Source organism: Leptolyngbya sp. O-77 (assembly GCF_001548395.1).
Classification (GTDB): Bacteria; Cyanobacteriota; Cyanobacteriia; order Elainellales; family Elainellaceae; genus Thermoleptolyngbya.
In genome coordinates this window covers 3,265,459-3,290,754 of record NZ_AP017367.1, presented here as the reverse complement: position 1 = coordinate 3,290,754, position 25,296 = coordinate 3,265,459, and the positions used below count along the sequence as shown (strand labels likewise).

Annotated in this window: 27 protein-coding genes and 1 tRNA gene; 19 read left to right on the top strand and 9 right to left on the bottom strand. The window is 57.2% G+C overall.

All coding sequences use genetic code 11. From position 1 onward, the window contains the following. Nucleotides 1–141: 141 nt before the first annotated feature. Entirely contained in the window at nt 142–1,656 is a 1,515-nt protein-coding gene (locus O77CONTIG1_RS14015; RefSeq protein WP_068511517.1) for a tetratricopeptide repeat protein, read from the bottom strand. 198 nt (nt 1,657–1,854) lie between these two features. On the opposite strand from O77CONTIG1_RS14015, the gene O77CONTIG1_RS14010 reads away from it, so the two are divergent. Then, nucleotides 1,855–3,270 (top strand): amidase, encoded by a 1,416-nt coding sequence (locus O77CONTIG1_RS14010; RefSeq protein WP_068511514.1) that lies wholly within the window; start codon nt 1,855–1,857, stop codon nt 3,268–3,270. A 196-nt stretch (nt 3,271–3,466) separates the two neighbouring features. Here the strand turns inward: O77CONTIG1_RS14010 and O77CONTIG1_RS14005 are convergent, their stop codons facing one another. Beyond that, nucleotides 3,467–4,033, bottom strand: a complete 567-nt coding sequence (locus tag O77CONTIG1_RS14005; protein WP_068511507.1) for a DUF3172 domain-containing protein — start codon at nt 4,031–4,033, stop codon at nt 3,467–3,469. A gap of 341 nt (nt 4,034–4,374) precedes the next feature. Here O77CONTIG1_RS14005 and O77CONTIG1_RS14000 point away from each other — a divergent pair, with 341 nt between their 5' ends. The 4 genes from O77CONTIG1_RS14000 (at nt 4,375) to O77CONTIG1_RS13985 (ending at nt 8,114) form a co-directional block, all read left to right on the top strand. Beyond that, nucleotides 4,375–4,944, top strand: a complete 570-nt coding sequence (locus O77CONTIG1_RS14000) for an NYN domain-containing protein (protein ID WP_068511505.1) — start codon at nt 4,375–4,377, stop codon at nt 4,942–4,944. A gap of 168 nt (nt 4,945–5,112) precedes the next feature. After that, nucleotides 5,113–5,184 (top strand) — tRNA-Asn (locus O77CONTIG1_RS13995). A gap of 18 nt (nt 5,185–5,202) precedes the next feature. After that, the gene (locus tag O77CONTIG1_RS13990) at nt 5,203–6,396 is read left to right on the top strand and encodes an aminotransferase class V-fold PLP-dependent enzyme (RefSeq protein ID WP_068511501.1); all 1,194 of its coding nucleotides are present in this window, start codon (nt 5,203–5,205) and stop codon (nt 6,394–6,396) included. After that, a complete protein-coding gene (locus O77CONTIG1_RS13985; RefSeq protein WP_068511500.1) occupies nt 6,393–8,114 on the top strand; it encodes a glycosyltransferase family 39 protein in 1,722 nt (573 codons plus the stop codon). Before O77CONTIG1_RS13990 ends, O77CONTIG1_RS13985 begins: the two co-directional genes overlap by 4 nt. Here the strand turns inward: O77CONTIG1_RS13985 and trxA are convergent. Next, complete coding sequence (trxA, locus tag O77CONTIG1_RS13980; RefSeq protein WP_068511498.1) at nt 8,111–8,428, bottom strand: thioredoxin; 318 nt, start codon at nt 8,426–8,428, stop codon at nt 8,111–8,113. The genes O77CONTIG1_RS13985 and trxA overlap by 4 nt on opposite strands. A 189-nt stretch (nt 8,429–8,617) precedes the next feature. Between trxA and fabG the strand changes: the two genes are divergently transcribed. After that, nucleotides 8,618–9,367, top strand: a complete 750-nt coding sequence (gene fabG / locus O77CONTIG1_RS13975; RefSeq protein WP_068511496.1) for a 3-oxoacyl-[acyl-carrier-protein] reductase — start codon at nt 8,618–8,620, stop codon at nt 9,365–9,367. A 165-nt stretch (nt 9,368–9,532) separates the two neighbouring features. Here the strand turns inward: fabG and rpmA are convergent, their stop codons facing one another. Both rpmA and rplU read right to left on the bottom strand, forming a co-directional pair. Beyond that, complete coding sequence (gene rpmA / locus O77CONTIG1_RS13970; protein WP_068511494.1) at nt 9,533–9,805, bottom strand: 50S ribosomal protein L27; 273 nt, start codon at nt 9,803–9,805, stop codon at nt 9,533–9,535. Nucleotides 9,806–9,886: 81 nt separating this feature from the next. After that, nucleotides 9,887–10,300 (bottom strand): 50S ribosomal protein L21, encoded by a 414-nt coding sequence (gene rplU, locus O77CONTIG1_RS13965; RefSeq protein ID WP_068511493.1) that lies wholly within the window; start codon nt 10,298–10,300, stop codon nt 9,887–9,889. A 213-nt stretch (nt 10,301–10,513) separates the two neighbouring features. Between rplU and O77CONTIG1_RS13960 the strand changes: the two genes are divergently transcribed. Continuing rightward, on the top strand, nt 10,514–12,124 hold the full coding sequence (locus O77CONTIG1_RS13960) for a hypothetical protein (RefSeq protein ID WP_068511491.1): 1,611 nt from the start codon (nt 10,514–10,516) through the stop codon (nt 12,122–12,124). A gap of 401 nt (nt 12,125–12,525) precedes the next feature. Continuing rightward, nucleotides 12,526–12,783: a hypothetical protein gene (locus O77CONTIG1_RS13955; RefSeq protein WP_068511489.1), complete on the top strand. Its 258-nt coding sequence runs from the start codon at nt 12,526–12,528 to the stop codon at nt 12,781–12,783. A 339-nt stretch (nt 12,784–13,122) separates the two neighbouring features. On the opposite strand, the gene O77CONTIG1_RS27985 is transcribed toward O77CONTIG1_RS13955, so the two are convergent. Beyond that, on the bottom strand, nt 13,123–13,344 hold the full coding sequence (locus O77CONTIG1_RS27985; RefSeq protein ID WP_286132324.1) for an AbrB family transcriptional regulator: 222 nt from the start codon (nt 13,342–13,344) through the stop codon (nt 13,123–13,125). Between the two features lie 1,106 nt (nt 13,345–14,450). On the opposite strand from O77CONTIG1_RS27985, the gene O77CONTIG1_RS13945 reads away from it, so the two are divergent. The 8 genes from O77CONTIG1_RS13945 (at nt 14,451) to O77CONTIG1_RS13915 (ending at nt 19,820) form a co-directional block, all read left to right on the top strand. Beyond that, on the top strand, nt 14,451–15,266 hold the full coding sequence (locus O77CONTIG1_RS13945; protein ID WP_068511487.1) for a YaaW family protein: 816 nt from the start codon (nt 14,451–14,453) through the stop codon (nt 15,264–15,266). A gap of 58 nt (nt 15,267–15,324) precedes the next feature. After that, the gene (locus O77CONTIG1_RS13940; RefSeq protein WP_197673196.1) at nt 15,325–15,546 is read left to right on the top strand and encodes a hypothetical protein; all 222 of its coding nucleotides are present in this window, start codon (nt 15,325–15,327) and stop codon (nt 15,544–15,546) included. A 739-nt stretch (nt 15,547–16,285) separates the two neighbouring features. Then, the gene (locus tag O77CONTIG1_RS25545) at nt 16,286–16,852 is read left to right on the top strand and encodes an efflux RND transporter periplasmic adaptor subunit (protein WP_197673195.1); all 567 of its coding nucleotides are present in this window, start codon (nt 16,286–16,288) and stop codon (nt 16,850–16,852) included. Nucleotides 16,853–16,863: 11 nt separating this feature from the next. Further along, nucleotides 16,864–17,007, top strand: a complete 144-nt coding sequence (locus O77CONTIG1_RS25540) for a hypothetical protein (protein WP_197673194.1) — start codon at nt 16,864–16,866, stop codon at nt 17,005–17,007. Next, on the top strand, nt 17,004–17,369 hold the full coding sequence (locus O77CONTIG1_RS26955) for an ABC transporter permease (protein ID WP_197673193.1): 366 nt from the start codon (nt 17,004–17,006) through the stop codon (nt 17,367–17,369). Before O77CONTIG1_RS25540 ends, O77CONTIG1_RS26955 begins: the two co-directional genes overlap by 4 nt. Beyond that, the gene (locus tag O77CONTIG1_RS13925) at nt 17,303–18,187 is read left to right on the top strand and encodes an ABC transporter permease (protein ID WP_197673192.1); all 885 of its coding nucleotides are present in this window, start codon (nt 17,303–17,305) and stop codon (nt 18,185–18,187) included. Before O77CONTIG1_RS26955 ends, O77CONTIG1_RS13925 begins: the two co-directional genes overlap by 67 nt. A gap of 158 nt (nt 18,188–18,345) precedes the next feature. After that, nucleotides 18,346–18,585, top strand: a complete 240-nt coding sequence (locus O77CONTIG1_RS13920) for a c-type cytochrome (protein ID WP_286132323.1) — start codon at nt 18,346–18,348, stop codon at nt 18,583–18,585. Nucleotides 18,586–18,674: 89 nt separating this feature from the next. After that, entirely contained in the window at nt 18,675–19,820 is a 1,146-nt protein-coding gene (locus O77CONTIG1_RS13915; protein ID WP_286132322.1) for an NAD(P)/FAD-dependent oxidoreductase, read from the top strand. Nucleotides 19,821–20,049: 229 nt separating this feature from the next. On the opposite strand, the gene O77CONTIG1_RS13910 is transcribed toward O77CONTIG1_RS13915, so the two are convergent. After that, nucleotides 20,050–20,265, bottom strand: coding sequence for a hypothetical protein (locus O77CONTIG1_RS13910; RefSeq protein WP_156435268.1), 216 nt, complete (start codon nt 20,263–20,265; stop codon nt 20,050–20,052). Between the two features lie 14 nt (nt 20,266–20,279). Between O77CONTIG1_RS13910 and O77CONTIG1_RS13905 the strand changes: the two genes are divergently transcribed. After that, a complete protein-coding gene (locus O77CONTIG1_RS13905) occupies nt 20,280–20,924 on the top strand; it encodes an HAD-IA family hydrolase (protein WP_068511475.1) in 645 nt (214 codons plus the stop codon). A gap of 104 nt (nt 20,925–21,028) precedes the next feature. On the opposite strand, the gene O77CONTIG1_RS13900 is transcribed toward O77CONTIG1_RS13905, so the two are convergent. Next, on the bottom strand, nt 21,029–21,583 hold the full coding sequence (locus tag O77CONTIG1_RS13900) for a DUF4231 domain-containing protein (protein WP_068511473.1): 555 nt from the start codon (nt 21,581–21,583) through the stop codon (nt 21,029–21,031). Nucleotides 21,584–21,613: 30 nt separating this feature from the next. Continuing rightward, nucleotides 21,614–22,381: a hypothetical protein gene (locus O77CONTIG1_RS13895; protein ID WP_197673191.1), complete on the bottom strand. Its 768-nt coding sequence runs from the start codon at nt 22,379–22,381 to the stop codon at nt 21,614–21,616. A 247-nt stretch (nt 22,382–22,628) separates the two neighbouring features. On the opposite strand from O77CONTIG1_RS13895, the gene O77CONTIG1_RS13890 reads away from it, so the two are divergent. Together O77CONTIG1_RS13890 and O77CONTIG1_RS13885 are read left to right on the top strand one after the other, a co-directional pair. Then, a complete protein-coding gene (locus O77CONTIG1_RS13890) occupies nt 22,629–22,859 on the top strand; it encodes a NifU family protein (RefSeq protein ID WP_068511468.1) in 231 nt (76 codons plus the stop codon). A 186-nt stretch (nt 22,860–23,045) separates the two neighbouring features. Then, nucleotides 23,046–25,280 (top strand): glycoside hydrolase, encoded by a 2,235-nt coding sequence (locus tag O77CONTIG1_RS13885; RefSeq protein WP_068511466.1) that lies wholly within the window; start codon nt 23,046–23,048, stop codon nt 25,278–25,280. Nucleotides 25,281–25,296 lie beyond the last annotated feature (16 nt).

The window sequence follows — 25,296 nt, the reverse complement described above, 5'->3', positions numbered from 1 at the left end:
AATGTTCAGTAATCACTGAATCTTTTAAACAAGACGAAGTGAAATATTCCTTCCTTTAGGTTCACTTTAACCTGAAGACATTCCTGACGGCTCCTCCGGATATCCTCACCTGACCGGAGGAGTTTGCTGGCGGCAATGGGATCACGGCTCGTCTGTTCTACGCCAGATCAGGATCGAGCCGTCGGCACTGCCGCTAGCCAGGATGCGCTGCGGTTCCAGAAAATAAATAGCGGTGACGGCGGCTTCGTGCCCGTCCAGCACGGCGAGGAGTTGCCTGGTTTCCAAATTCCACAGGCGAACCGTGCGATCGCCACCACTGGCCACCGCGTTTCGGCTGTGACCCGACGAAATGCTCGTAACGGCGGCCTCGTGGCCAGCAAGCGTTGCCACAAGGCGATCGCCCACCCGATCCCAAATTCGCAGATAGTGATCCTGACAGCCCAGCACAAGCCGCGAATCATCTGCCGTGAAGGTCATCGCTGAAATGCCGCCGCAGGGCCAATCCAACGTCCGCATCGGGCGGTTCAAGCTCAGGTTCCAAAGCACCAGAGAGCCGTCGCCGCTGGCGATCGCCAAGGTGCGTCCGTCGGGGCTAATTTCGAGGGCAGAAACGGAGGTTTTTTGCCAGTTCAAGCCTTTCACTAACTTTCCCGATCGCAGATCCCAAAAGGTAATACTGCCGTCTTTGCTAGCGACAATCAGAATCGGCTGATGCGGATGAAAGGTGAGGTCAGCGATCGCCTCTGCATTGGGTCTGAGCGTTTTGAGCAAAGCGCCCGTCCGCAAATGCCAGAGTTTGACTTCAGGCATGGCATTAGCGCTGGCTAAAATTTCACCATTTGCGCTAAGAGCCAGCGAGGCGATCGCCGCTGATCGGGTTTCTAATGCAGCCAGTAGTGTGCCTTTTAGCGGATTCCACAGCTTAATTGATCCGTCTTTACTGGCGCTAATTAGGCTCTTGCCATTTGGGGAAAACAGCAGTCCTGTGACTTCATCGTCATGTGGCTCTAGGGGATGAATCCATTGCCACGTTTGACCTTTGGAGTTTTGCGGAGTCAGAATTTCGGAAACAGTTTCAGGCTCAGATTGAGCCGTTCGATCCGACCGAGAGGTACGGTTTTGGGACGTAAGTCCTAGTTCTTTGGCTTTTCTCAGGTCTGATTCTGCTCCTAGCTCTAACCCCATCAAAGAATAGACAAAGCCCCGATGTCGATAGGCTTCTGCATAGTTTGGATTGAGCTTAATGGCGCTGCTGAAATGGGCGATCGCCTCTTCATATTTTCCGGCTTTGGTCAATTCAGCCCCCGCCTGATAAAAAGCTTCTGCGGCCGACGCGCCAGAGGTGTAGATTCTGGTTTGCGCTGATGAAGATTCTGATGGCGAATGATTCGTTGTGCTAGCTGAGTTTGGGCGATCGCCGGGCGGCGAGTTTGGCTCGGTTTGAGAAGAGGGATTTTCAGCTAGAAATGCTTTGATTTTTTGATAAGCATCGTTGATTTTTTTGAGTTCTTCTTCAGCCTGTTTCTTTTGCTCAAGATCAGAAAATTGGTCTGGATGCCAGCGTTTTGCCAGTGTGCGATAGGCGGCTTTTACCTCTGCGATTGACGCGCCAATTTTTAGATTAAGACGTTCGTAATCAGCGTAAATGTCTGCCATATCGAGGCTAAAGTGAGCAAAATCTGGGTATGCCTGCGAATCAGGCAATATTGTTTAGTATTCACAGAATCGTGGGCGAGCCATCAGGAAGCGAGACTAAACCGCTGCCGCTGCGAAAATCTGTCCTGATGCGGCCGGAATTTTCGGGTGACCCTGCTACAGTCGTCAAAGCTGTCTTCTTACCGAACGTCGTCGCTCATGAATGCCGTTGATCTTGCCTTTACTCCCGCGCTGGAACAAGCCCGCCTGATTCGCAGCCGCGAAATTTCTCCGCTGGAGCTGGCGGAGCTGTATCTGGAGCGAATTGAGCGGCTGAATCCTTTGCTGGGCAGCTATTTCACCGTGATGGCAGAGACAGCGATCGCCACTGCAAAAGCCCAGACCGAGCAGCTTTCCCAGACAAGCCCCAACGAACTGCCGCCTTTTTTTGGTGTGCCTATTTCTATTAAAGATCTGACCCCGGTGGCGGGTGAGTGCTGTAGCTATGGTTTGAGCGTGGCAAAGAATCGAGTCGCTGCCGAAGATGCGGGCGTGGTGACGCGGCTGCGGCAGGCGGGCTTCGTGCTGCTGGGTAAAACGGCCACCTCAGAAATTGGCTCCACGCCTTTTACGGAGCCGCGTGGGTTTCCGCCCGCCCGCAACCCCTGGAACCTAGACTATACACCGGGCGGCTCCAGCGGCGGCGCGGCGGCCTCGGTGGCGGCGGGACTGGCGGCGATCGCCCAGGGCACAGACGGCGGCGGCTCGATTCGCGGGCCGGCGTTTTGCTGTGGGCTGGTGGGATTGAAGCCATCGCGGGGGCGGGTGTCGCTGGCTCCGGTGGGCGATCGCATGAACGGGCTGTCTACCGATGGCCCCATCGCCCGCACGGTGGCCGATGCAGCCGCCCTGCTGGACGTAATGGCAGGCTACACCGTAGGCGACCCCTACTGGCTGCCCGACCCAGAACCCAGCTTTCTGGCAGCAACGGAGCGATCGCCCGGTCGCCTGCGGATTGGCTATACTACTGACTTTTCGCCCATCGGGGCTGCCAATGCCGCCTGCACCCAGGCCGTGCTGGACACGGCAAAGCGGCTGGAGGCGCTGGGCCACACGGTCGAACCTGTGCAGATTGACCTGAATCAACTGGTGGAGCCGCTGATCGCCGTCTGGCAAACGGGCGTAGACGTGGGCGTGCCGTGGTTTGTGATGGGCAAGCTAAATCGCTGGCTCTACTGGCGATCGCGCAGACGCAGCGCCGGACAATACCTGACCGCAGTGAACCAAATGCAGATTGCCGCCCGCCAGATTGTCGCAACGCTGTTGCCCTACGATGCCGCCCTGTTTCCCGTGTTTCTCCATCCCACGATTCGCGTGGGGGAATGGGCTAGCCTACCCGCCCACAAAATGTTTCAAAACATTGTTCACTGGGTTGCGCCCAGCCCCATCTTGAACGCAACCGGACAGCCGGGTATTGCTATCCCGACAGGATTCACCGAAACCGGATTACCCATCGGCGTTCAGATGGTGGGGCGGCCCGCCGACGAAGTGACGCTCATTTCTCTGGCGGCACAGCTAGAGCAAGACCAGCCGTGGATTCAGCACCGGCCGGCGATCGCCACCGCTGAGGATTAAGGGGTTGGGGGTTAGGGGTTGGGGTTAGGGGTTAGGCTTGAATGCTAGCTTGACCGGGGCTTTCAGGGTTTTTGGTCGGTTTGACGCTCGCGTTCAATTGCCACAAAGTCTGGATGCTGCCACAAAAAAGGCTGGCCGAGCGGCCAGCCTCAAGAGTTGTCGTGAAATTAAAAAGTCGGGTATTTAGAACCGAACCCTAGAACCGATCGGTTTCTCGCGGCGTACCGGTGAGTCCGGACTGATCCAGGAACAGGTTTTGGGCCGAGTCGTTTTGGTAAATGCAGGTGACGCGCACATTCTCCCCACCTTTCTGGATGTCACCTGTAAAGCCAAAGGTGTTCAAACGGCGGCGGCACTCGTTGACCTCCTGCGCGTTCACCACGTTCGCCTTTTCCAAAATCGACCAGTTGCTACTCCGCAACACGCAGCCAGGTTGCATCACCGGACGCGACACATACACGCTAAACGGGTTCAGCGTCAGAAACGCCCGCATGTCCATCGTGATGGCGCTGGCTCCATATTGCACGCAGATGTCAGCATTGGGAGCGCTGCGGTCAATCACTTCCCGCGAGGCGACGTTCTCCGTGCCAAAGTTTGCCGTCGAGCTAAAGGCAATGCCAAGCCCGATGCCCAGAATCAACACGGCAGCCATCAGCATGGCCGTGCCGTAGTTAATGGCTGAGCCGAGGGGCGATCGCTTGGGTTCGTCATCCATATAGCGGGAAGCAGGGGGACGCTGGGGTGCCTTGGGTCTACGTGCCATAGGGAAATATCTGGAAAAGCACAAGGACTAAAGAAGCCAGGACTGGCGGTTTGCCAAATCCTTTCATCCAGTTTAGTGCCTCGCTTGGGAAATCGACAGGCACGGGGGCAGGAATCGAAAAACAGGGTTGGGGAAAGGGGGGAAAGGGGCAAGTCGAGATTCTCAAGCCTCCAGGGAACAGCGGCAGCGGTTTACGAATTGCAACAAAACCGGGCATCATATAAGAAGAGGTAATACCTAGCTATCACGGCTTTGGAATGATTTAACGCTGCTTTCTGGTTTGCCGTTGGTTTGCAATTAGCTCGCCATTGGTTCGCCACTGTCTCACTCCGCACTCTGCCATGCCCCGTCGCCGCCCCGTGTTTCAGGCAATTTTGCTCGTCGATGGCTACAACGTGATTGGAGCCTGGGAAGTGCTGCGACAACTGCGCGATCGCCAGGGTTTGGAAGAGGCGCGGCGCGGGCTGGTGGAATCGCTGGTGGGCTACAGTTCCTTTCAGGGCTACAACACGCAGGTCGTGTTCGACGCGCAATATCAGGACACACCAGGCAGCCGGGAAACGATTACCGAAAATCTCTGCATCTGCTATACCGACTTTCAGCAAACAGCAGATACCTTCATTGAACTAGCCTGCTCGCGCTTTCGCAACGATCTGCGGAAGTTTGAGCAGCGGCTGATCGTGGCCACCTCTGACCGGGCGCAGCAACAAACGGTGATCGGCTACGGCGCAGAACTGATGTCGGCGCAGCGGCTACTGTCGGAAGTGGAGGCGGCAGAGCGGCGGGTGCGGCAGCGACAGTTCACCAAGGGGCGATCGCCCGGCCGCTTCCTAGCCAATTCCCTCGACCCACAGGCGCGTGAAAAGCTCTCCCGACTACGGTTTGGAGAGTTAGAGCCTGAACAGCCCTAAAGTGGCTTTCAGCAACCCCAAGCCTCCATCTCTCCCGCTTCTCTTTTCGTTTTTCGTTCTTCGTTTTTCATTTTCCCTTCTTCCCAACGGCTCCAAAAAAAATCTCAAAAAAACTGCGGTTCGCTCTTGCCAACTGGCCGTTTCGATCTGTTAATATGAGACTCGCGTTCCTCAGTAGCTCAGTGGTAGAGCGGTCGGCTGTTAACCGATTGGTCGCTGGTTCGAATCCAGCCTGGGGAGTTTTCAGAATTTTTCACCATGCTCTCTTCTCCGGTAGTTGATGCGTCGAGTCAAGGCTGGCGATCGCTCTGGAGTTTAGACCCTGCTTTTACATTCCTGAACCACGGCTCCTTTGGTGCGTGTCTGCTGGCGGTGCAGCAGCGACAGCAGGAGTTGCGGCGGCAGCTAGAGGCTCAGCCCGTGCGGTTTTTTGGGCGATCGCTCGAACCCTTGCTAGACGAGTCGAGAGCGGTGCTGGCGGCGTTTGTCGGCGCGAGTCCTGCGGATCTGGCCTTCGTGCCCAACGCGACGACGGGCATCAACACCGTACTGCGATCGCTCTCGTTGCGCCCTGGCGACGAACTGCTGACCACCGACCACGAATACAACGCCTCCCGCAACGCGCTGGATTTTGTCGCCCAGCAGAGCGGCGCAAGGGTGGTGGTGGCGGAGATTCCCTTTCCGCTTGTGAGTCCAGAAGAGGTGATGCAAAGCGTGCTGGGCTGCGTCACCGACCGGACGCGGCTCTTACTCATCGACCATGTGACCAGCCAGACGGCGCTGGTGCTGCCGATTGCGCCGCTGATTCAGGCGTTAGCCAATCAGGGCATCGACACGCTGATCGACGGGGCCCACGCTCCGGGCATGATTCCGCTGGATCTGGGCAAGCTGGGCGCGGCCTATTACACGGGCAACTGTCACAAATGGCTATGTGCGCCCAAGGGAGCGGCTTTTCTGTATGTGCGCGAAGATCGGCGCGATCGCATTCGTCCATTGACAATCAGCCACGGAGCCAACTCGCCCCGGCGCGATCGCTCTTTTTTTCATCTGGAATTTGACTGGACGGGCACGGGCGACCCCACGCCGTTTCTCTGCGTGGGCGCAGCGATTCAGCATCTCGCCGCGCTGCTGCCCGGCGGCTGGGCAGATATAATGGCGCAAAACCGGGCGCTGGCGCTGTGGGCCAGGGAACGCCTAAGTCAGCGGTTGAATTTGGCGCTGCCCTGTCCCGATGAGATGATCGGCTCGATGGCGACGCTGCCGCTGCCAGCGGGCGATGCCGATGCGCTCTATCAAGCCCTGGCGGAAGAATTTTCCATCGAGATTCCCATCATTCCCTGGCGTGGCCGGTTCAATCGGCTGATTCGCCTGTCGGCACAGCTTTACAACACGCCCACAGACTATGATCGGTTGGCAGATGTTCTTGCGCCGTTGCTTGCCCAATCCCAGTGACCGATCGCTTTTCCACAAATTCGACTGCCAAGCTTGTCCCTGAAGGGCGATCGCTCCTCTGGCTGCTGGCGTGGACGCTGCTGGGGCTGGCGCTGCGGTTTGCCCACCTCACCGACAAAGCGCCCTGGACCGATGAATTTTCCACAATGGTCTTTAGCCTGGGCAACAGCTTTCGCACGGTGCCGCTGGATCGCGTGATTTCCCTGGCGGAACTGATGCAGCCGATGGTGCCCAACCCCAACGCGGGCGCGGGCGACGTGGTGCAAAACCTGCTCAGCGAGAGCAACCATCCGCCGCTATATTTCGTGCTGACGCACCTCTGGCTGCGGCTGTTTTCGCCCGATGGGGGCTACGTGTCGCTGTGGGGCGTGCGATCGCTCTCGGCTCTGTTTGGCACGCTGACGATTCCCGCCGCCTTTGGGCTGGGCTGGCTGGCGTTTCGCAATGGACGCGCCGCACACCTGGCGGCTCTGCTGATGGCGGTATCGCCTTTTGGTGTGTATCTGGCGCAGGAGGCGCGGCACTATACGCTACCCGTGCTGTGGGTGATGGCCTCCCTAGCTTGCCTGCTGGCGACCGTTCGCGCTTTGCAAACCGGGAAAGCGCCCGCGCTTTGGCTCTGCGGCGCGTGGATTTTGGTGAACGGGCTGGGTCTGGCGACGCATTATTTTGTGGCGATCGCCCTCGCCGCCGAAGCCATGACGCTGGCAGGGCTGGCGCTCTACCAACTCCGCCAGGGCAAATTTCGCCTGGGGGCGGGCTGGGGGCGGGTGCTGGCGGTGGGCATGGGCACGCTGCTCAGCGGGTTGGTGTGGCTGCCAGCCCTGCAAGGCACGCAGGAATCGGAGCTAACCCGGTGGATTGTGCGGCGCGATCGCGCTGGGTTGGCATGGCTAGCGCCCATTGCACAATTGCTCGGCGGACTGGTCAGTATGCTTTATCTGCTGCCCGTCCAGGCAAAGTCGCAGGTTATTGCTTATGCCTCGGTGCTGGCGCTGGTGGGGCTGGCGCTGTGGACGATTGCGAAGCTGACCGCTGGCCTGCGGCTCCAGGCTCAGAATGCGCCCGATGCAGTCCTGCCGCTGGGGGGCGTGGTGCTAAGTGCGATCGCCCTGTTTCTGCTGATCACCTATGGCTTTCAGCGCGATCTGACGGTGGCATTTCGCTATCAGTTTGTGGTTTACCCAGCGGTTATAGTGCTGGTTGCAGGAGGACTCGCCGCCCTGTGGCAACGGGGGAAGCGGCGGGTGATTCTTCTGGTAGCCTTGCTGGGGCTGCTGGGCAGCCTTACGGTGCTGGCCAACCTGGGCTTCCAAAAAACGCACCGGCCCGACTTGCTGGCGCAGCGGATTCGGGAGAATACCCGCTTTCCGGTTCTAGTGGCGATCGCCCACCGCACCCACGGACAAACCGGCCGCCTGATGGGCGTTGCCTGGGCCTGGCGATCGCAGTTTCCAGACCAGCCCGAACCCCGCTTCCTGCTGGCGCACCAGGAGCCACCCACAGCGGCGTTGGCGCTAGCCTCGCGGAGCGATATCGCTCCCAGTCTTCTCAGCGCTGTGGCGACCCAGCCCCGCCCGATGGATCTCTGGCTGCTGAATATCGAAATTTCCCAGCGTCCTGCCCTGCTGCGGGAGCTAGCGCAGCAAAACTGCACCGTACTCGACGACGGCACCGAAGACGGCTATCGGCTGCACCACCTGCGCTGCCAGGGCTAAATCTTTGCGGAAAGGCGCTGCATGAGCTGTGGCGCAGTCAACACGCCCTCAATTCGATCCACAGGCTGCCCCTGCTTAAACAGCACCAGCGTCGGCAGCGCGTAGACCTGATACTTTGAGGCCAGGTCGGGATACGTCTCGGTGTTGATCTTCACGACCCGCAGCTTAGACTTCATCTGGGCGTTCACCTCTTCCAGAATCTTGCCCATCATCTGGCAGGGGCCGCACCAAGTTGCATAAAAATCCACCAGCACGGGCTTTTCCGACTGGTCAATCATTTCTTGAAAACTGCCAAAGGCTTTTTTAACGGCCATCGTCGCATCCTCCGTTGAGTAGGGCTTGGGGCTGCTATCTCTATCCTAGTGAGGATTTCTCGCCGCGAGGGGCGGTTTTCTGGCAAGGCGCTGCGGGTTTTCTCACCAGTCCTGCCCCCTTGACCGACTCTCCTAAATTCATGGACTCGCATTGGGATAAGATGAACTCTGGATTTTCGAGAAACGGCTATGACAACACAACGGTTAGCAGGACAGGTCGCCATTGTGACGGGTGCATCGCGGGGCATTGGGCGGGCGATCGCCCTGGCGCTGGCCGCAGAGGGCGCAAAGGTCGCGGTGAACTATGCTAGTTCCAGCGGGGCGGCGGATGCGGTGGTGGCGGAGATTGCGGGCGCGGGCGGCGAGGCGATCGCCCTGCAAGCCGATGTGTCGAAGGCGGATCAGGTCGATACGCTGTTTGCTGCCGTGATGGAAAAGTGGGGGCGTGTCGATGTGCTGGTGAACAATGCGGGCATTACCCGCGACACGCTGCTGCTGCGGATGAAGCCGGAAGACTGGCAGGCCGTGATTGACCTGAACCTGACGGGCGTGTTTCTCTGCACCCGCGCCGCCAGCAAGATTATGCTGAAGCAAAAATCCGGGCGGATTGTCAACATTAGCTCGGTCGTGGGGCTGATGGGCAACCCCGGCCAGTCAAACTACAGCGCGGCCAAAGCGGGCGTGATTGGCTTTACCAAGAGCGTCGCCAAGGAACTCGCCCCGCGTGGGATTACCGTGAATGCGATCGCCCCCGGCTTCATCGCCACTGACATGACCCACGGGCTAAACAGTGAAGATATTTTGAAGTTCATTCCGCTGGGTCGCTATGGCCAGGCGGAAGAGGTCGCTGGGGCAACCCGCTTTCTCGCGGCTGACCCCGCTGCCGCCTATATCACTGGGCAAGTGCTGAATGTAGACGGCGGAATGGTGATGGATTAGAGCGAGAGATGAAGGGCCACAGTAGGGGCTAGACGGCAATTCAAAAGCCTCTGAGGAAATGAGCCGAAGCTTTACCTCAGAGGCTTTAAGACTAACGCTGGTTAGGTTAGTGCAAGAAAACAAACGAGGCGCGATCGCCTCATCCGCTCCTCAAACCCTTCTCAGCTAGGCAGACGCGGTTTCCGCCACCGGATACACGCTCACTTTCTTGCGGCTCTTGCCCTTGCGCTCAAACGTCACCACGCCATCAATCAGCGCAAATAGGGTGTCGTCGCTGCCAATGCCAACGTTGAAGCCGGGGTGAACTTTGGTGCCGCGCTGACGCACCAGGATGCTGCCTGCGGTGACGGTTTGCCCGCCGTAGCGCTTCACGCCAAGGCGCTGTGCATTAGAGTCGCGGCCGTTGCGAGTGCTGCCCGTTCCTTTCTTGTGTGCCATGATTCCTGCCCTTTTCTAAATCAACAAACTCAATCCACAAACTCACGTCTCAAAACTAGAAACTGCGCTCCAGCTTACCCTCTAGGCTTCTGCGTCGTCTGCCGCAGGTTCCGGGGCAGTGTCCACCAGCTCAGTCGCCTGAACAACTTCTGTTTTCTTTGCAGCGGACGGAGTCGCGCCGCCCAAGTTGATCGCGTCGATCATCAGGCGGGTCAGATCTTGGCGATGGCCTTGCTTCTTGCGGGTTTTCTTTTTGGGGCGCATCTTGTAGACGATGATTTTGCGGGCCCGCAGATGGCGCATGACAGTCGCTTCGACGGTTGCCCCAGCCACCAAAGGCTGACCCACCGAAATTTCGCCATCGTTTTCAACAAACAGCACCCGATCCAGGGTGACTTTTTCGTTTTCGCCCACATCCAGGCGGTTCACGTCGTAGAACCGGCCCGGCTCTACCCGCAGTTGGGTTCCACTCGTTTCGACAATTGCGTAGGTCATTTTCGTAAAGCGATCGCCGTACAGGCCGCATTAGGGAAAGGCGTTGAGCCATGTCCTTTGTGCTGTTTAGAACCTGATCCGAGCGCATAAACAACAGTTAACCATTCTCGCCAAGAATCTGCCAAAGTGTCAAGTTCGCTTTCGTTTCCACCAGGGGATCTATAGTAAATGAGTAATGCGGTGCGAAGAATCACGTCTGAACGTGACAGCGCTATGATTGCTGGCAATTTCATCTATCGCAGCTTAAAAAACGGCTTGATTCGGCTTATAAAGCTGCACTCGGTTAAAGGGCACTTGGGTTGGGCAGCGGGGTCGGCGCTGGTGGTGCCGCTGTGGTCGATGCCGATTTTGCCTGTGGAGGCGTTTGAGATGGAGGCGATCGCCCCCCTGCCGCCACTGGTGCCGCTGCTATCTACAGTAAGCCTGCCGCCCGCTTCGGCAGATCCGCTGCCCGATTCGCCCCAGTATTTACCGAATTTCCCTTCCTTCAACAGCCAGCGGCTCGACCACCAGATCCGGCTCTATTCGCACTATGTAATGACCGAGGGCACGCCCGATGTGCTGATTATCGGCAGTTCGCGGGCGTTGCAGGGCATCGACCCGGCGGTGCTGCGGCAGGCGCTTGCAGAACGGGGCCGCCCCAACCTGCGAATTTACAATTTCAGCATTAACGGCGCGACGGCTCGCGTGATGGATCTGGTAGTCCGCCAAGTGCTGCCGCCCGACCGCCTGCCGCGGCTGATTATCTGGGCGGACGGGCTGCGGGCGTTTAACAGCGCCAAGGCGGACGTGACGTTTAACGGCATCGCATCTTCAGCAGGCTATCGCCAGTTGGCGGCGCGTGTGCGAACGATTCCGCCGGAGCCTGTGCCCGCGTCGCAGGCGATCGCTGAGCAGCCGCCCGAAATTTGCCTGGAGATTCCGCCGATTCCAGTACTGGCAAAGCCTGTGGGCAACCCAGCGGCCCCTAGCGCAACGGCGCAAGCATCGACCCCCGCCCCCACGGACGCGCGATCGCCCGCTGCAACCACGGGGCAAGTCACGGAGCAAGTCACGGAGCAAGTCACGGAGCAAGTCACGGGGCAAGTCACGGGGCAAATTTCTGGGGGCGATCGCAAAGAAGAAAAAGGTCAAACGCCTCACCCGGAGCCTGTTCTATCCTCCTCTGTAGATTGGTCGAATCCCGACGCGGCGAACTTTTTCTTGGATCTTCGGTCCACGCTGACACCGTTGCAGATGGTTCCTGATCTGACAGATCCACAGCGGGCGTTTCCGGGGGATGCGCTGCTGGCGGAGTCGCCCGTGTGCCTGTCGTTTTTAGACCCCACGCTGCCTGCGCCAAACCGGGTGACATCGATGGTGGTGCTGCCCGATATTCCGGCAAATTCGGGTCTGCGGGTGGATGGGTTTGAGGCGATCGCCACCCGGTTCAACCCCGCCACTTACTATCGCCAGTTTCCTCGTGTGTCGGGTCAATATGACAGCAACTACACGCCGTTTCAGCTCAGCGGCTCCCAGACTCAGGCGACTGTAGCGCTGGCCAGCTATATGCGCGATCGCCAGATTCCGCTGGTGTTTGTCAGCCTGCCGCTGACGCAAGATTATCTCGACTCGCTGCGCCGTCGCCGCGAACAGCAGTTTCGCCAGCACATGCAGCAACTCGCCACCCAGCAGCGGTTTCTGTTCCGCGACCTGAGCTTGCTGTGGCCCACGCGCAATCAATACTTCGCCGACCCCAGCCATTTAAATCAGGAAGGGGCCGCAGCCGTTGCCCGCCACCTGGCCCAAGATCCGAATATTCCCTGGCCATCGCCCCGTCCGTGATCTGAGAATTGTGTCTGGCGCTCAGCAGTTTGCCTGACTTGCGAAGTCCGGATGTGTGAAGCAATGTCCCCAAGGGCGATCGCCTTCTGTAAATTTCGGGTGGAGGAGGGCGATCGCCCCTGTTGCCATCTCCGGGAAACCGGGCACACTAGACTTAGAGATTCGTTACAGCCCAACTGCAAAACTCGCAATCCTACTGGGCAATCCTACTGGTTGTTCATGACACAGGTTCAGGAAATCTAGAGCCTGCATCCGCTCAAACTCGGTTCAAACTCTCTGGTTCCAGAATGTTAGACCCAACTGATTTGGTCTAGCGTACATTGCATCGTTAGAGATGCACCTTTGAAAGTGCGTCAAAGTGCATCTTTGAAGATAACCCCCACAATTCTGCAATACACGCCATGCCCCAACATCAAACGCTTTTATCCAGCGTCAAACAGCCAGTCGCAGTGTATCTGGCAGAGTTTGCCTACTTGGGCACAACCGAGCTAGCCGACGAACTGCTCATTCAAGCCGAATCTGCAAAGCAAGCAAGACGTTTCGCAAAAGAATACGCTGCACATTGGGGTATTGAGCTATTTGCCATTACCCAGGCAACCAAGCAGCAAGTCCGCCTGTATCGACTGCTGGGCAGATCCGTTTTGCTGAGTGCAGCCTGAAGACGATTCGTGCATTAAGATTGGGGCATCAGCGGGCATCAGAATAATGCGGCGATCGCCTCGCAATGATGGCAGCAAAAATGCGGCAAATGAGTTAGAGAAACCTCATCTGCCGCACTGATGGAAACAATCATAGAGACGATTGGGTGAAGGGTGTTGAGCCAGACATACTGATGAACCCTTGTCCATCAAGCCCCTCATCATATGCACCCTTTATCATCATATGCACCCTTTATCAATCGAAGTGTGCGTAGGAAGCGCCTGACAGTCAAAATCTCGGTGAGAGGACTCACAGTCAGGAAGTTCGATGTCAGGAAACCCTGATTGATGAACTTGCGGTTACTCTTCAACTGCGCCGTCTTCATCGATTTGCTTCAGACGAATATGCTTTCGCCCAAGAGAAATCTCAAACTCGTCTCCGGGCTGCAAATTCATCTGCTTAGTGTAGGCAGAGCCAATCAGCAAGTTTCCATTAGACTGCACCGTAATGCGATAGCTGGCGCTGCGTCCGCCGCGACCATTTGTCGCAGATTTGCTGTCTAGCTCGATTCCCCTCAGCATCAATCAACGCATTCAGGGAATTTCATCATATTGACCCGCTCTACACCATTTTTAGTAACGGTATAGTATCCGCACTCCCTAGCCTTCTCTTCCTTGGTAAGGTTCTCCAGTTGCTTCACCTTAGCCAACAGAGATTCTCCTGTCAGTGGCTCGATCTTCTTTTTTCTACTCATTCACTTAAACTCTAAAACGAGCGACTTAAAAACATTGCGCCTTGTCTAGCCGAAGACCCCATTCATCTGGAGCTTCTACTCAGGACATTGCTCTAGCTTTTGACTTCACAGCGTTTGCTTGCTAGCTCAAGCATACCCTCTATGCCTTGTGCAAGGATCATGATAATTCACACCTTCACTTGCTTTAGACCTGCCTCAGAAACGCTGTAGCTTGCCCCCATGTTACAACGAGATAGATAAAGCCATACATTTTTCTAAGCAGCGTTCGAGAAAGCTCATTTCACTCTGGCGCTAGAGCGATTTCACCTTCTGATCGCGGCTAAATGTTTAGCCAAACTATTGCTTGTTAGCAGTTGTCCGTATAGATGAGCCATTCATTAGCCCATCTATATAGACGATGAGTTTATATCAAATAACGAGTTTGGAACCAACTTTTTTGACAGGGCTTGTAGGCAAATTGAATGCAACCCGTTTGGTCATCTTCAGGAGGACAGTGGGCAGCCTGGGGGTTGCAATCAGAAACCTGCTTGAGATCGGTGCATCAAGATAGCTTCTGAAGCAGATATCTCCGCTTACTTGCATGACTGACTTGCTGAACGGAATCGACTGGCTGTATGGGCGGAGCGCTGGATAACAATCTCAGCGCGATCGCCCGCTTCTCTATCTCAGGGCAAACGCATACTCAGGACGTGAGGAGGTGAGGGAGGAATCGTCCCATGCAGCACGGTTAATATCCAGGGGTTTGGCAATTCTTCATAGAACTACGCCAAAACCGGAGCCTGCCAGATAGAATCAGGTCAGTGCAACAGCAGTTAGGATTCTTTAGTTAGGGTTCTTTGTCAGGCTCTTTTTTGTAGAACTCTTTGTCAGACTTTATATTGTCAGACTTTGATATTGTCGGACTCTTTGTTGAACCGTGGGGGAGGAGGCAGCGTGGACGAGCTAAGGGCAGCGTTGGAACTGGCGACCGAAGAGGAATTGGAAGTGCTGACCGAGATCCTGTTCTGCCGCAAGCTGAACCCACTGGATTATATGTATACGCCCGACCCCGTGGCGGTGTGTAGCCAGGAGCGCGATCGCTGGCTGAGCGATTTGGAGCAGCGCTTTCGGTTTTTGGCGGCGGACGGGATAACGGTGTTGCAGGGCAAGACGCGCCACGTCACCTATCGCCAGGTCTTGATCCAAATTTGTCGCTATCTGCGAATTCCTTATTCCCTCAGCCTGTCCACCGCAGAGCTAGAAGCGGAGATTTTTCTGACGTTGCTCCAGCGGGCGTGGCAGCAGTTGCCCCCGTCTGAGCAGCGGGTATTAAACAGCGAATTGCAGGAGTCGCTGTCCCATTCTGAGCTAACTCGCCAACTTCCGCCGTCGCTGCAAACCAACCCATCTGGTCTGCTGATGAAGGGCGGCAGTGCGCTGGCGGTGAGTGCGGTGGTGCGGCCGTGGCTGCTGCAAATGATGGCGCGTCAGTTTACGCTACACGCGGCGACCTACCAAGCAGCAAAACAGGCCGGCGGGGCGATCGCCAATCAGGTTGCAGTGCGAGCGGCCTATCGCGGCATGGCTGCTAGCGCTGCGCGATATGGAGCCGTGCGGTCAGTGCTGTCGGTGCTGGGGCCGGCGCTGTGGGCGTGGTTCTTTGCGGACTTGGGCTGGCGGGCGATCGCCACCAACTATGCTCGCGTCATCCCCGTCGTCTTCACCCTGGCGCAAATCCGCCTGATTCGCGCCGCCGAATGCCCCGCCTAGACCCGCCCCTCCTCGTTAAGAGACCTAGTTAGTTATCTAAGCCATCATTAAGGCCATCATGTTGACCCTAGAAGGAACTGTTGAAAAATCTACCCTGGGCGTGGGCGCGTGGGCGCTAAAGACTGAGCAGGGCACCTACGAAATTATGAAAAATGCGCCAGAAGGCTTGCTGAGGGCAGGTCAGCAGGTGCGCGTGACGGGTCAGGTGCGTGACGATGTGATGTCGATCGCGATGATTGGCCCGGTTTTTGAGGTAAGTGGGTTTGAGGTCGTGGAGTGACGGAGCCTCGGCGTAGAGTCTGAGTCCACCCTGCTCCCTTATCCTCCGGCTCCGGAATCTTGGCTGGTTTTTGTGTAGTTAGTAAATATTCTCGCTTGATATCACTTATAGATATTATTAGAGCGATCGCCCTCTAAATTTACTGCTATGCTCCAGCCCCCTCCGGTCGCATCTCCCTCCCGGTCTGCCCCGCCTGAAAAGTCCGTCCATCGCATGAAAATGGGGTCGCGTCTGATTCTGGTATCGGGCACATTGGCGGTATTGAGTTTGAGCGGGTGGGCGGTCTATGCTTGGATGACCAGTCGTGGCTCTAATCCTGTGGCGGTGCGGCTGTTGACGGTAGACCGGGGCACGATAGAAACCGTAATTAACGAAAGCGGCACGCTGGAACTGGGTGGGCAACAAACCCTGCTGTCGCCGCTGGAAGGGGCAGTAGAGCAAGTGTTGGTGGCTCCGGGCGCTCGCATCGAGCGGGGGCAAACGCTGATTGTGCTGCGAAATCCTGACCGTCAAACGGCCCTGTTAGAGCAAGAACTGCAAGCTGCAAAGCAGGCAGAAACCCTGGCCCGCAGTCAGGCGCAAATCGACGAAGCCAGGGCACAACTGAGTGCCGACCAGGAACAACTGACGACACTGCAAGGACTGGCCGACATGGGCGCGATTTCGCGGGAGCGGGTGCAGCAGCAGGCGACAGAAGTACGCGATCGCTGGCGGCGCGCTGCGAGATGCAGAGACGGCTGTGAAGACGGCTCGGTTAGAACTCCAGAGCTTGCAATTGCAACAACGGCGCACACAACAGGAGCTTCAGGACACTATCATCACGGCACCGAGGGACGGTGTAGTGCTGGGATTGAGCGTAAAGGACGGAGACGGCGTAGAGCGGCGGACGGAGTTGCTGACGCTGGGAGACCCGCGCCAGGAATTGGTGAAATTGCAGCTTTCCACACTAAACGCAGCGCAGGTGCGACTCGGACAAACGGCGCGGGTGACGGTGATTGGCCCCGACCCGACGGTGTATCTGGGGCGCGTGGTGGATCTGTATCCGCAGGCGATCGCCTCTGAATCTGGCGACTCTCAATCCGCACAGACCACCGTGCCGACGACAATCCGCCTCGATCGCCCCACAGGAACACTGATTCCTGGCAGTTCGGTGAATGTGGAGCTGGTGCTACAACAGCGCCAAAATACTGTAACGCTGGAGATTGAGGCATTGCAGCGTAATGGCGCAAATTCTTTCGTCTGGCTGATGGACGGCAACGGACGGGCGCAGCAGCAGCCTGTGGAACTGGGGACTGGAGGGGACTGACGGAAGTAGAAGTGACGAGGGGGCTGCGGCCGGGCGATCGCGTCATTGTGCCGCCGCCAGACGTGCTGCTGACACCGGGAATGCCGGTTGTGCCTGCGAACCCGTCGGCTGAATCTGGCAGCGCAGAGACAGAATCGATGGAGGGCGAACCGTGAGCCTTGCACCAGCAGATTTGCTCATGCTCACCTGGCGATCGCTGCGAGGCAACCCTGTGCGATCGCTCCTCACCACCCTTGGCACACTAATGGGCGTAGCAGCCGTCAGCGCCACGCTAAACGTCGGTGATATTAGCCGTGCCGTGATTGCCCGCCGTCTAGACGAGCGAGAAGCCCCACAGGTGACGGCGATTCCAGAATGGATGGGCGGCGACACCTGGGTATCGCTTCAGCAGAGCGATATTGCCTATTTGCAGCAGCGCTTGCCTCAGGCGGCTGTGGTCAGCGGGCTAAAGTGGGACGGGCCGAGAGAGGCGCTGTTTCGCGATCGCAGCGCCCGTCCCCAACTTTCGTTGCAGTAGACACCGACTATCTCCGCAGTTCTGGCAATCGGTTACAGGCAGGGCGATTTTTTACATCCGCTGACTTGGCAGCCTATCGTCCTGTTGCCGTGATCGATCAGATGCTAGCTGCGTCCTTGTTTCAAGAGCTATCAGCAGTTGGCGAGCAGATTTATGTGAATCGTCAGCCATTCACAGTAGTGGGCGTGATTCATCGCAAAGTCAATCCTGAAAGCACGAATCGAGACGGTCTTTTGTTGGTATCGCTATCGTTCCACAGCGCGCTCACGGGCGATCGCGGAATGGATGCCGTGCGCGTTCGTCCCAAGCATCTCACGCAGATCAAACCGCTGGAAGATCAGGTGAAGACGCTGATGCAACAACGCTATGGCGGGCATCGCTTTTACACCTGGAATAACGTGGAAGAGATCTTGCAGCAGCAGGAGATGCTAACGCTCACATCGCGGGCCCTAGCGGCCGTCGGAGCCATTTCGCTGCTGGTGGGTGGGGTAGGCATTGCCAATATCATGATTGCCGCTGTAACTGAGCGCACATCAGAAATTGGCATCCGTCGTGCCATTGGCGCAACCCAGCAGGAAATTTTGGTGCAGTTTGTGCTGGAAGCGGTGCTGCTGAGTTCGATGGGCGGTCTGGTGGCGATCGCCTCGGTTCACGGACTCACGCTACTCGTCGCCCAACAGTTTGACCTGCCCTACCAATTCAACCCCTGCACTGCTACAGTGGCCATGAGTTCTGCCCTGCTTGTTGGCATCGGAGCCAGTCTGTTCCCTGCCCTCCGCGCCAGCCGCCTCGACCCCGTAACCGCGCTCAGGGAATAAACGGCTGGGCATTCAGGCTTAGATTCAAAATCTAAAATCCAAAATCTAAAATCCAAAATTCCAAAATGCGTCTTTTTCTCATCGCACTGCTATCTTTTTTACTGGTTTTTAGCCCGTCACTTCCCGTTCACGCTGCTGATCTAGAGACGGGTGCAGCTGTGTTCGAGGTTCACTGCGCGGGCTGTCACGTCAACGGGGGCAATATCATTCGGCGCGGCAAGAATTTGAGGCAGCCCGCACTGGAGAAGAACGGCTATGCCACGATAGAGGCGATCGCCCAGATTGTCGCCAATGGCAAGGCGAATATGTCTGCCTACAAAGACAAGCTCACGGCCGAAGAAATCGAATCCGTAGCAGCCTACGTCCTCGATCGTGCCGCTGCGGGGTGGAAATCCTGAGCGTTCCAAAATTTTGACCTGAAAACCCCGCCCCTCAAAACCTGCGATATCCTAAGGGTGATGCCCGATTTCAACCTTCACATTCATATATGACCCAACGTTCCAATCGAATCTGCATTCTGGGCGGCGGGTTTGGTGGGCTATACACGGCCCTGCGCCTCAGCCAGTTGCCCTGGACGGACGCGAAGCCAGAGATTGTGCTGGTGGATCAGCGCGATCGCTTCCTGTTCTTGCCGCTGCTCTACGAGCTGGTGACTGGGGAACTGCAAACCTGGGAGGTTGCACCGCCGTTTTCGGAACTGCTGGCCAACACAGGCATCCAGTTTCGCCAGGGAGCCGTTGCCCACGTAGATGTCACGGCTCGCCAAGTACAACTTCAGGATGGCGCAACGCTGAACTATGATCGCCTGGTGCTGGCGCTGGGTGGCGAAACGCCCCTGACGATGGCACCCGGTGTGGCAGAATGTGCCATCCCCTTCCGCTCGATTGAGGATGCCTATCGGCTGCAAGAGCGGCTAAGAATCCTCGAAGCATCGCCCGCCGACCGGATTCGTGTGGCTATTGTGGGCGCTGGCTATAGCGGTGTAGAACTGGCCTGCAAACTGGCGGATCGGCTGGGCGATCGCGGTCGGGTGCGTCTGGTGGAACTGGGCGACCAGATCTTGCGAAATTCCCCCAGCTTTAACCGCGACGCTGCGACAAAAGCCCTGGAAAAGCGCGGAGTTTGGATCGACCTGGAAACCCAGGTGACCGAGGTGACCGCAGACAGCATCTCGCTAGACTATCGCGGCAAAGTAGACACCCTTCCGGTCGATATTGTGATGTGGACGGTGGGCAACAAGGTGCCAGACTTTGTGAAAAGCCTGCCTCTGCCCCAGACCGAGCGAGGTCAACTCCTCGTCAGCCCAACCCTGCAAGTGATAGACTACCCAGAAATCTTTGCCTTGGGCGACCTGGCCGAGATGAAGGATGCCGACGGGCAAAAAGTGCCTGCGACGGCTCAAGCCGCGTTCCAGGCAGCAGACTATGCCGGATGGAATGTGTGGGCTTCTCTGAGCGATCGCCCCCTGCTCCCCTTCCGCTATCAGCACCTGGGCGAAATGCTCTCCCTTGGCACCCACCGAAGCCACCCTCACGGGACTCGGGCGTTTCCCTCGATGGGCCCGCCGCGCATCTCTTCCGCCGCCTCGCCTACCTCTATCGAATGCCCACCTTCGACCATCAAATCAAAGTAGGGCTGAACTGGATCACGAAACCGATTCGGGATCTGCTGGCAAGCTGAAGGGGAAAAAGGGAAAAGGAAGAACGAAGAAGGAAGAACGAAGAACGAAAGAAGAAGGAAGAACGAAGAACGAAAAAAGAAGAGCGAAAAAAGATAGAGATGCTTTTCTGGGTTCTTTCCAACTCCTCGCTTTAGCGCCCCTTATGGCTGCTTCGCTCGTCTCTCCCCAGCGCATTAATCCGCTAACCCCAACCCCCAACTTTCACACTTCCCTCTTCCTTTTTCGTTCTTCCTTCTTCGTTCTTCCCTCTTCCTTTTTTCGTTCTTCCTTCTTCGTTCTTCCCCTCTTCCTTTTTCGTTCTTCCTTCTTCCTTCTTCCCTCTTCCTTTTTCGTTCTTCCTTCTTCGCTCTTCCCTCTTCCTTTTTCGTTCTTCCTTCTTCGCTCTTCCTCCTTTCATCCCCCCTTCCCCCAATGCCCCTCCCCAAGGTCATTTTCTTTGATGCAGTTGGTACGCTGTTTGGTGTTCGCGGCAGTGTGGGTGCGGTGTATGCCGATCTGGCCAAGCGGTTTGGGGTGACGGTGGATGCAGCGGCGGTGGATCGGGCGTTTTTTAAGAGCTTTAAGGCTGCAACGCCGATGGCTTTTCCAGGAACCGATCCGACGGAGATTCCCGACCGGGAGTATGCCTGGTGGTGGGCGATCGCCGCTGAGACGTTTCAAGAAGTTGGCGTGCTGAACCAGTTTGCGGATTTCTCTGCCTTTTTCAGTGCGCTCTACGACCACTTCGCTGCCGCAGACCCGTGGTTTGTCTACGCCGACACCCTGTCCACGCTGGGTCAATGGCGCGATCGCGGCGTGGAACTGGGCGTGTTGTCCAACTTCGACTCCCGGATTCACAGCGTGCTGGAAGCGCTGGATTTGGCCAACTACTTCTCCTCGGTCACGATTTCTACCGAAGCAGGCGTATCCAAGCCAGATGCTCAAATCTTTCAACTGGCGCTGAAAAAGCACGACTGCCCGCCCGCTGCCGCATGGCACGTCGGCGACAGTTTCCGAGAAGACTATGAAGGCGCGACGCGGGCGGGGCTGCGGGGCATCTGGCTCAAGCGCGAATAGCCTGTCTCCACATGGCTACATTGCGAGCTTTATGGCTGCTCTATCTAGTCGAAAATCCCAATCGAAAATCCCAAAAATCGCAAATCTAAAATCGAGAATCGCTCTTAGAAACCTCTCTGTTGGGCAGAGTCTTCGTGTCTCTTGGCAGTGGCAACGGTCGTTGAGTAAGTTTCTACGTCTTTTTGGATAATATCCTCGACTTGGCTGGCGAAGAAGTCGAACGCCTCTTCATGGGTGGGGTATTGTGTGTATAGCCCGGTCAGTTGAGAAAACTGCCAGCCCTGGGTTTTCAGGGACTCTACGCTGCGGCGGTAGTGTCGCCAGCGTTCGCCGTACTTGAAAAATTCCTCGACTGCTGCACAGGCCGCAACCACCGTGCTGATGCCCACTGTAGACCAGCGGATAATGGCATCTGCCCTGCGGTTATCAACGTTATTTAGGCTCACCAGCACTGGCACCAGCACGCCGCCAATAATCGTGGTCAGCCGCAGCCGATAGTAGCGATCGCGCGCCCTACCGGCCTTGTTCTCCATCCACAGCACCTGATCTAGCCAGCGCGATCGCAGGTAGTGTCGCTGGGTTTCGTCTAGTTCCAAGGTGTTAAACAAGGTGCCAAAATCTTGCTTAAGCTGCTCGCGGTAGGGGTCTTTGCTAGCCATAATGCACCCTGGGTTGTGGAGCTAAAGTCCTCATGAGAAGATTTTACTCGATAAAATCTCGTGAATCACACAGGACAACTTTTCTGAGCTACGCAGATCAACGGCTTGCATCAGCCCCGATGCTACCAGTTTGCGGGCGCGTTCATCGGTGATTTTCCCGGCCAGGGCATCGGCCAGCGCGTCGGCGGTGCGGCCACTGCCTGCCACGACGAGCAGCGGGCGACCCTGCCCCACATTGTGCGACGCATCACTCCAGGTGACTTCGCCGCCGTTGATCAGCACCGTCAGCGAAGGAAAACCATCGGACAGGGCGCTGGCCAGTCGAGCAATCCAGGCGGACTCGTCGCCCCAGTAGCGACCAGGCACCAGCACAAAATGGGTGTGGTTTGGCTCTAGATTGGCGGCATCGGGGTGAGACGCACGTTCCCCTGGCAAAATCGCCATCTGCTCTGGCGCAATGCCAATGAGCGGAAAGTTGCCGTGGGTGCGGCGACGCGCCTGCCCCATCATCCGCATAATGCCTGTGTCTGTGCCGCCATCAATCACGGCTGCACCGAGGGTTTCCGCCAGGGGCGCTAAAACTTTTACAAAGAGCGATCGCACTTGTGCCTGATCCTCGCGGCTCAGCTTGCCGGCCCCGCCCACCAGCACTAGCACAGGCCGCTTTTTGACTAAGCCCAACTGGTCAAGCACCAGAGGCAACTCGCGATCTGCCTCAGCCCGCAGAACAGCCGCCACAGCACCATCTTCAAACTGGATATCGAAGCGGTTTTCCATCTTGTACGCGCTTGAGATCATGGGTGGCAGGCTCCGTGTTTACTATTGCACCTAGGAGTCAAAATGACTCCCTTTATTAATGTTTTAGAAAACCCGGAGGGATAGAAGCCTCTGAAGATCTACGGAGACAAGGGGTTCCCCCCCCTCGTTGGTGTCCGGCGATCAGCAATGGCTCTAGAGAGATGCAGAAGCGACTCTCTACAGTCACTTACAATAAGGATAAATACTTCTGGGCGATCGCCTCTTCAGGTAAAAACGAGTGACAACTATGGAACTGACAACCGACAACGTAGAAAAGGTGCTAGACGAGCTGCGCCCCTACCTCATGTCTGATGGCGGCAATGTGGAATTGGTAGAGTTGGACGGCCCCATTGTCAAACTAAGGCTCCAAGGTGCTTGTGGCTCTTGCCCTAGTTCTGCAATGACGCTAAAAATGGGCATCGAGCGCAAGCTGCGCGAAAGCATCCCCGAAATTGTTGAAGTCGAACAGGTGTTGTAACACCTCGAATTAAAACCATAAAAAAATTCTGGAAATTTGCTACGCCGCACCGATCCAGGTGTTGGTAGACTCTGAGGCAGGGACAATCGGGTTCCCTGCCTTTTGTTTTCGCGCCGATTCGCCACTGCCTGTTACTGCCTGTTACTGCCTGTTACTGCCTGTTGTTGAACGTTATTGAACGTTGATATGCCCTACCCTCTCTACGTCGCCTTTATCTGGCATCAGCATCAGCCGCTCTACAAAAGCCGGACTGCCGGACAATATCGTTTGCCCTGGGTGCGATTGCACGGCACAAAGGATTACCTGGATTTGATTCTGATTTTGGAGCAATTTCCCAAGCTGCATCAAACCGTAAACTTGGTGCCGTCGCTGATGATGCAGATTGAAGACTACGTAGCGGGAACCGCGTTTGACCCGTATCTGACGCTGGCGCTGTCTCCCGAAGACACGCTCGATCAAGAGCAGAAGCAGTTTATTATCGAGCATTTCTTCGATGGCAACCACCGCACGCTGATTGACCCGCATCCGCGCTACGCCGAACTGTATTATCAGCGGCAGGACAACGGGCGCGAATGGTGCTTGGAACACTGGAGCTTGCAGGACTATAGCGATCTGCTGGCGTGGCACAATCTGGCGTGGATTGATCCGCTGTTTTGGGGCGATCCGGAGATTTCGCAGTGGCTAGAGCAGGGGCGCGGGTTTACCCTGAGCGATCGCCAGCGAATCTATTCCAAGCAAAAGGAAATCCTCAGCCACATCATTCCCCACCACCGCAAGATGCAGGAAACGGGGCAGCTTGAGGTGATCACCACGCCCTACACACACCCCATCCTGCCCCTGCTGGCGGATACCAATGCGGGTCGAGTGGCCGTGCCCGATATGGCGCTGCCCAACTTCCGTTTTCAGTGGCCAGAAGACATTCCCCGACACCTGACGCGGGCCAAGCAGATGTATTGGGAACGATTTGGCTGCAAGCCGCGCGGGCTGTGGCCGTCGGAACAGTCGGTCAGTCCCGCGATTTTGCCGGAGGTGGCGGCGCAGGAGTTTGAATGGCTGGTGTCGGATGAGGCCGTGCTGGGCTGGACGCTGAAGCACTTTTTCCACCGCGACGGGCATGGCAACGTGCTGGAACCGGAAAAGCTCTATCGCCCCTATCGGCTGGAAACGCCCAATGGAAACCTCTCGATCGTGTTCCGGGATCACCGCCTGTCTGACCTGATTGGCTTTACCTATGGCGTGATGGAGCCAGAAGCGGCCGCAAACGACCTGGTGAGCCATCTAGAGGCGATCGCCCACACGCTCAAATCCCACCAGTCCGACGGCACAACAACCCTCGAACAGCCCTGGCTCGTCACCATTGCCCTCGACGGCGAAAACTGCTGGGAATACTACCCGCTCGACGGCAAGCCCTTTTTGGAAGCGCTATATCAAAAGCTGAGCGACCACAGGGAAATTGAGCTGGTGACGGTTGCAGAGTTCCTGGACAAGTTTCCTGCGACAGAACCCCTGCCCGCCGACACGCTCCACAGCGGCTCTTGGGTAGACGGCAACTTCACCACCTGGATCGGCGACCCTGCCAAAAATCGCGCCTGGGATTTGCTGACTCAGGCTCGTGCCGTGCTGGCCGCCCACCCCGAAGCCACCGAAGAAACTAACCCCGAAGCCTGGGAAGCGCTCTACGCCGCCGAAGGATCGGACTGGTTCTGGTGGTTTGGCGAAGGGCACTCCTCCAATCAGGATGCTATGTTCGACCAATTGTTCCGCGAACACCTGACCGCGCTCTACGCTGCCCTCAACGAGCCTGTGCCGCCAGACGTGCGCCGCCCCGTCGAAGACCACGCCCGCGCCCGCAGCCACGGCCCCGACAGCTTCATCAGCCCCATGATCGACGGCCGCGCCGACGAGCAAGACTGGGACAAAGCAGGGCGCATCGAGGTCGGCGGCGCACGCGGCACAATGCACCGCAGCAGCAAGGTGCAACGCCTCTGGTATGGCGTGGATCACCTGAATTTTTACCTGCGGGTAGACTTTGCTAGCGGTACGCGGATTGGCGTGGATATTCCCCCAGAGCTACACCTGCTGTGGTTTTATCCCGATCGCACGATGCACAATAGCCCTGCGCCCCTGGCCGACCTGCCCGACGAAGCGCCGATGAACTACTTGTTCCACCATCACCTAGGAATTAACCTGCGGACGGGCGATCGCTGGCTGCAAGAAGCCAGTGACCACTTCCAGTGGCACAACTGCCCCACCCAGTCCCAGGTTGCCCTCGACACCTGCCTGGAGGTCGCCGTGCCCTGGGCCGACCTGCGCGACGTAGAACCCGACTGGGCCCTGCGCGTGGTGGTGTTTCTGGCAGACGAGGGCCGGTTTGTGGCAAACCTGCCGGAGAATGCGCTGATTCCGGTGCAAGTGCCTTAGTGAGAATTGGAAGCGA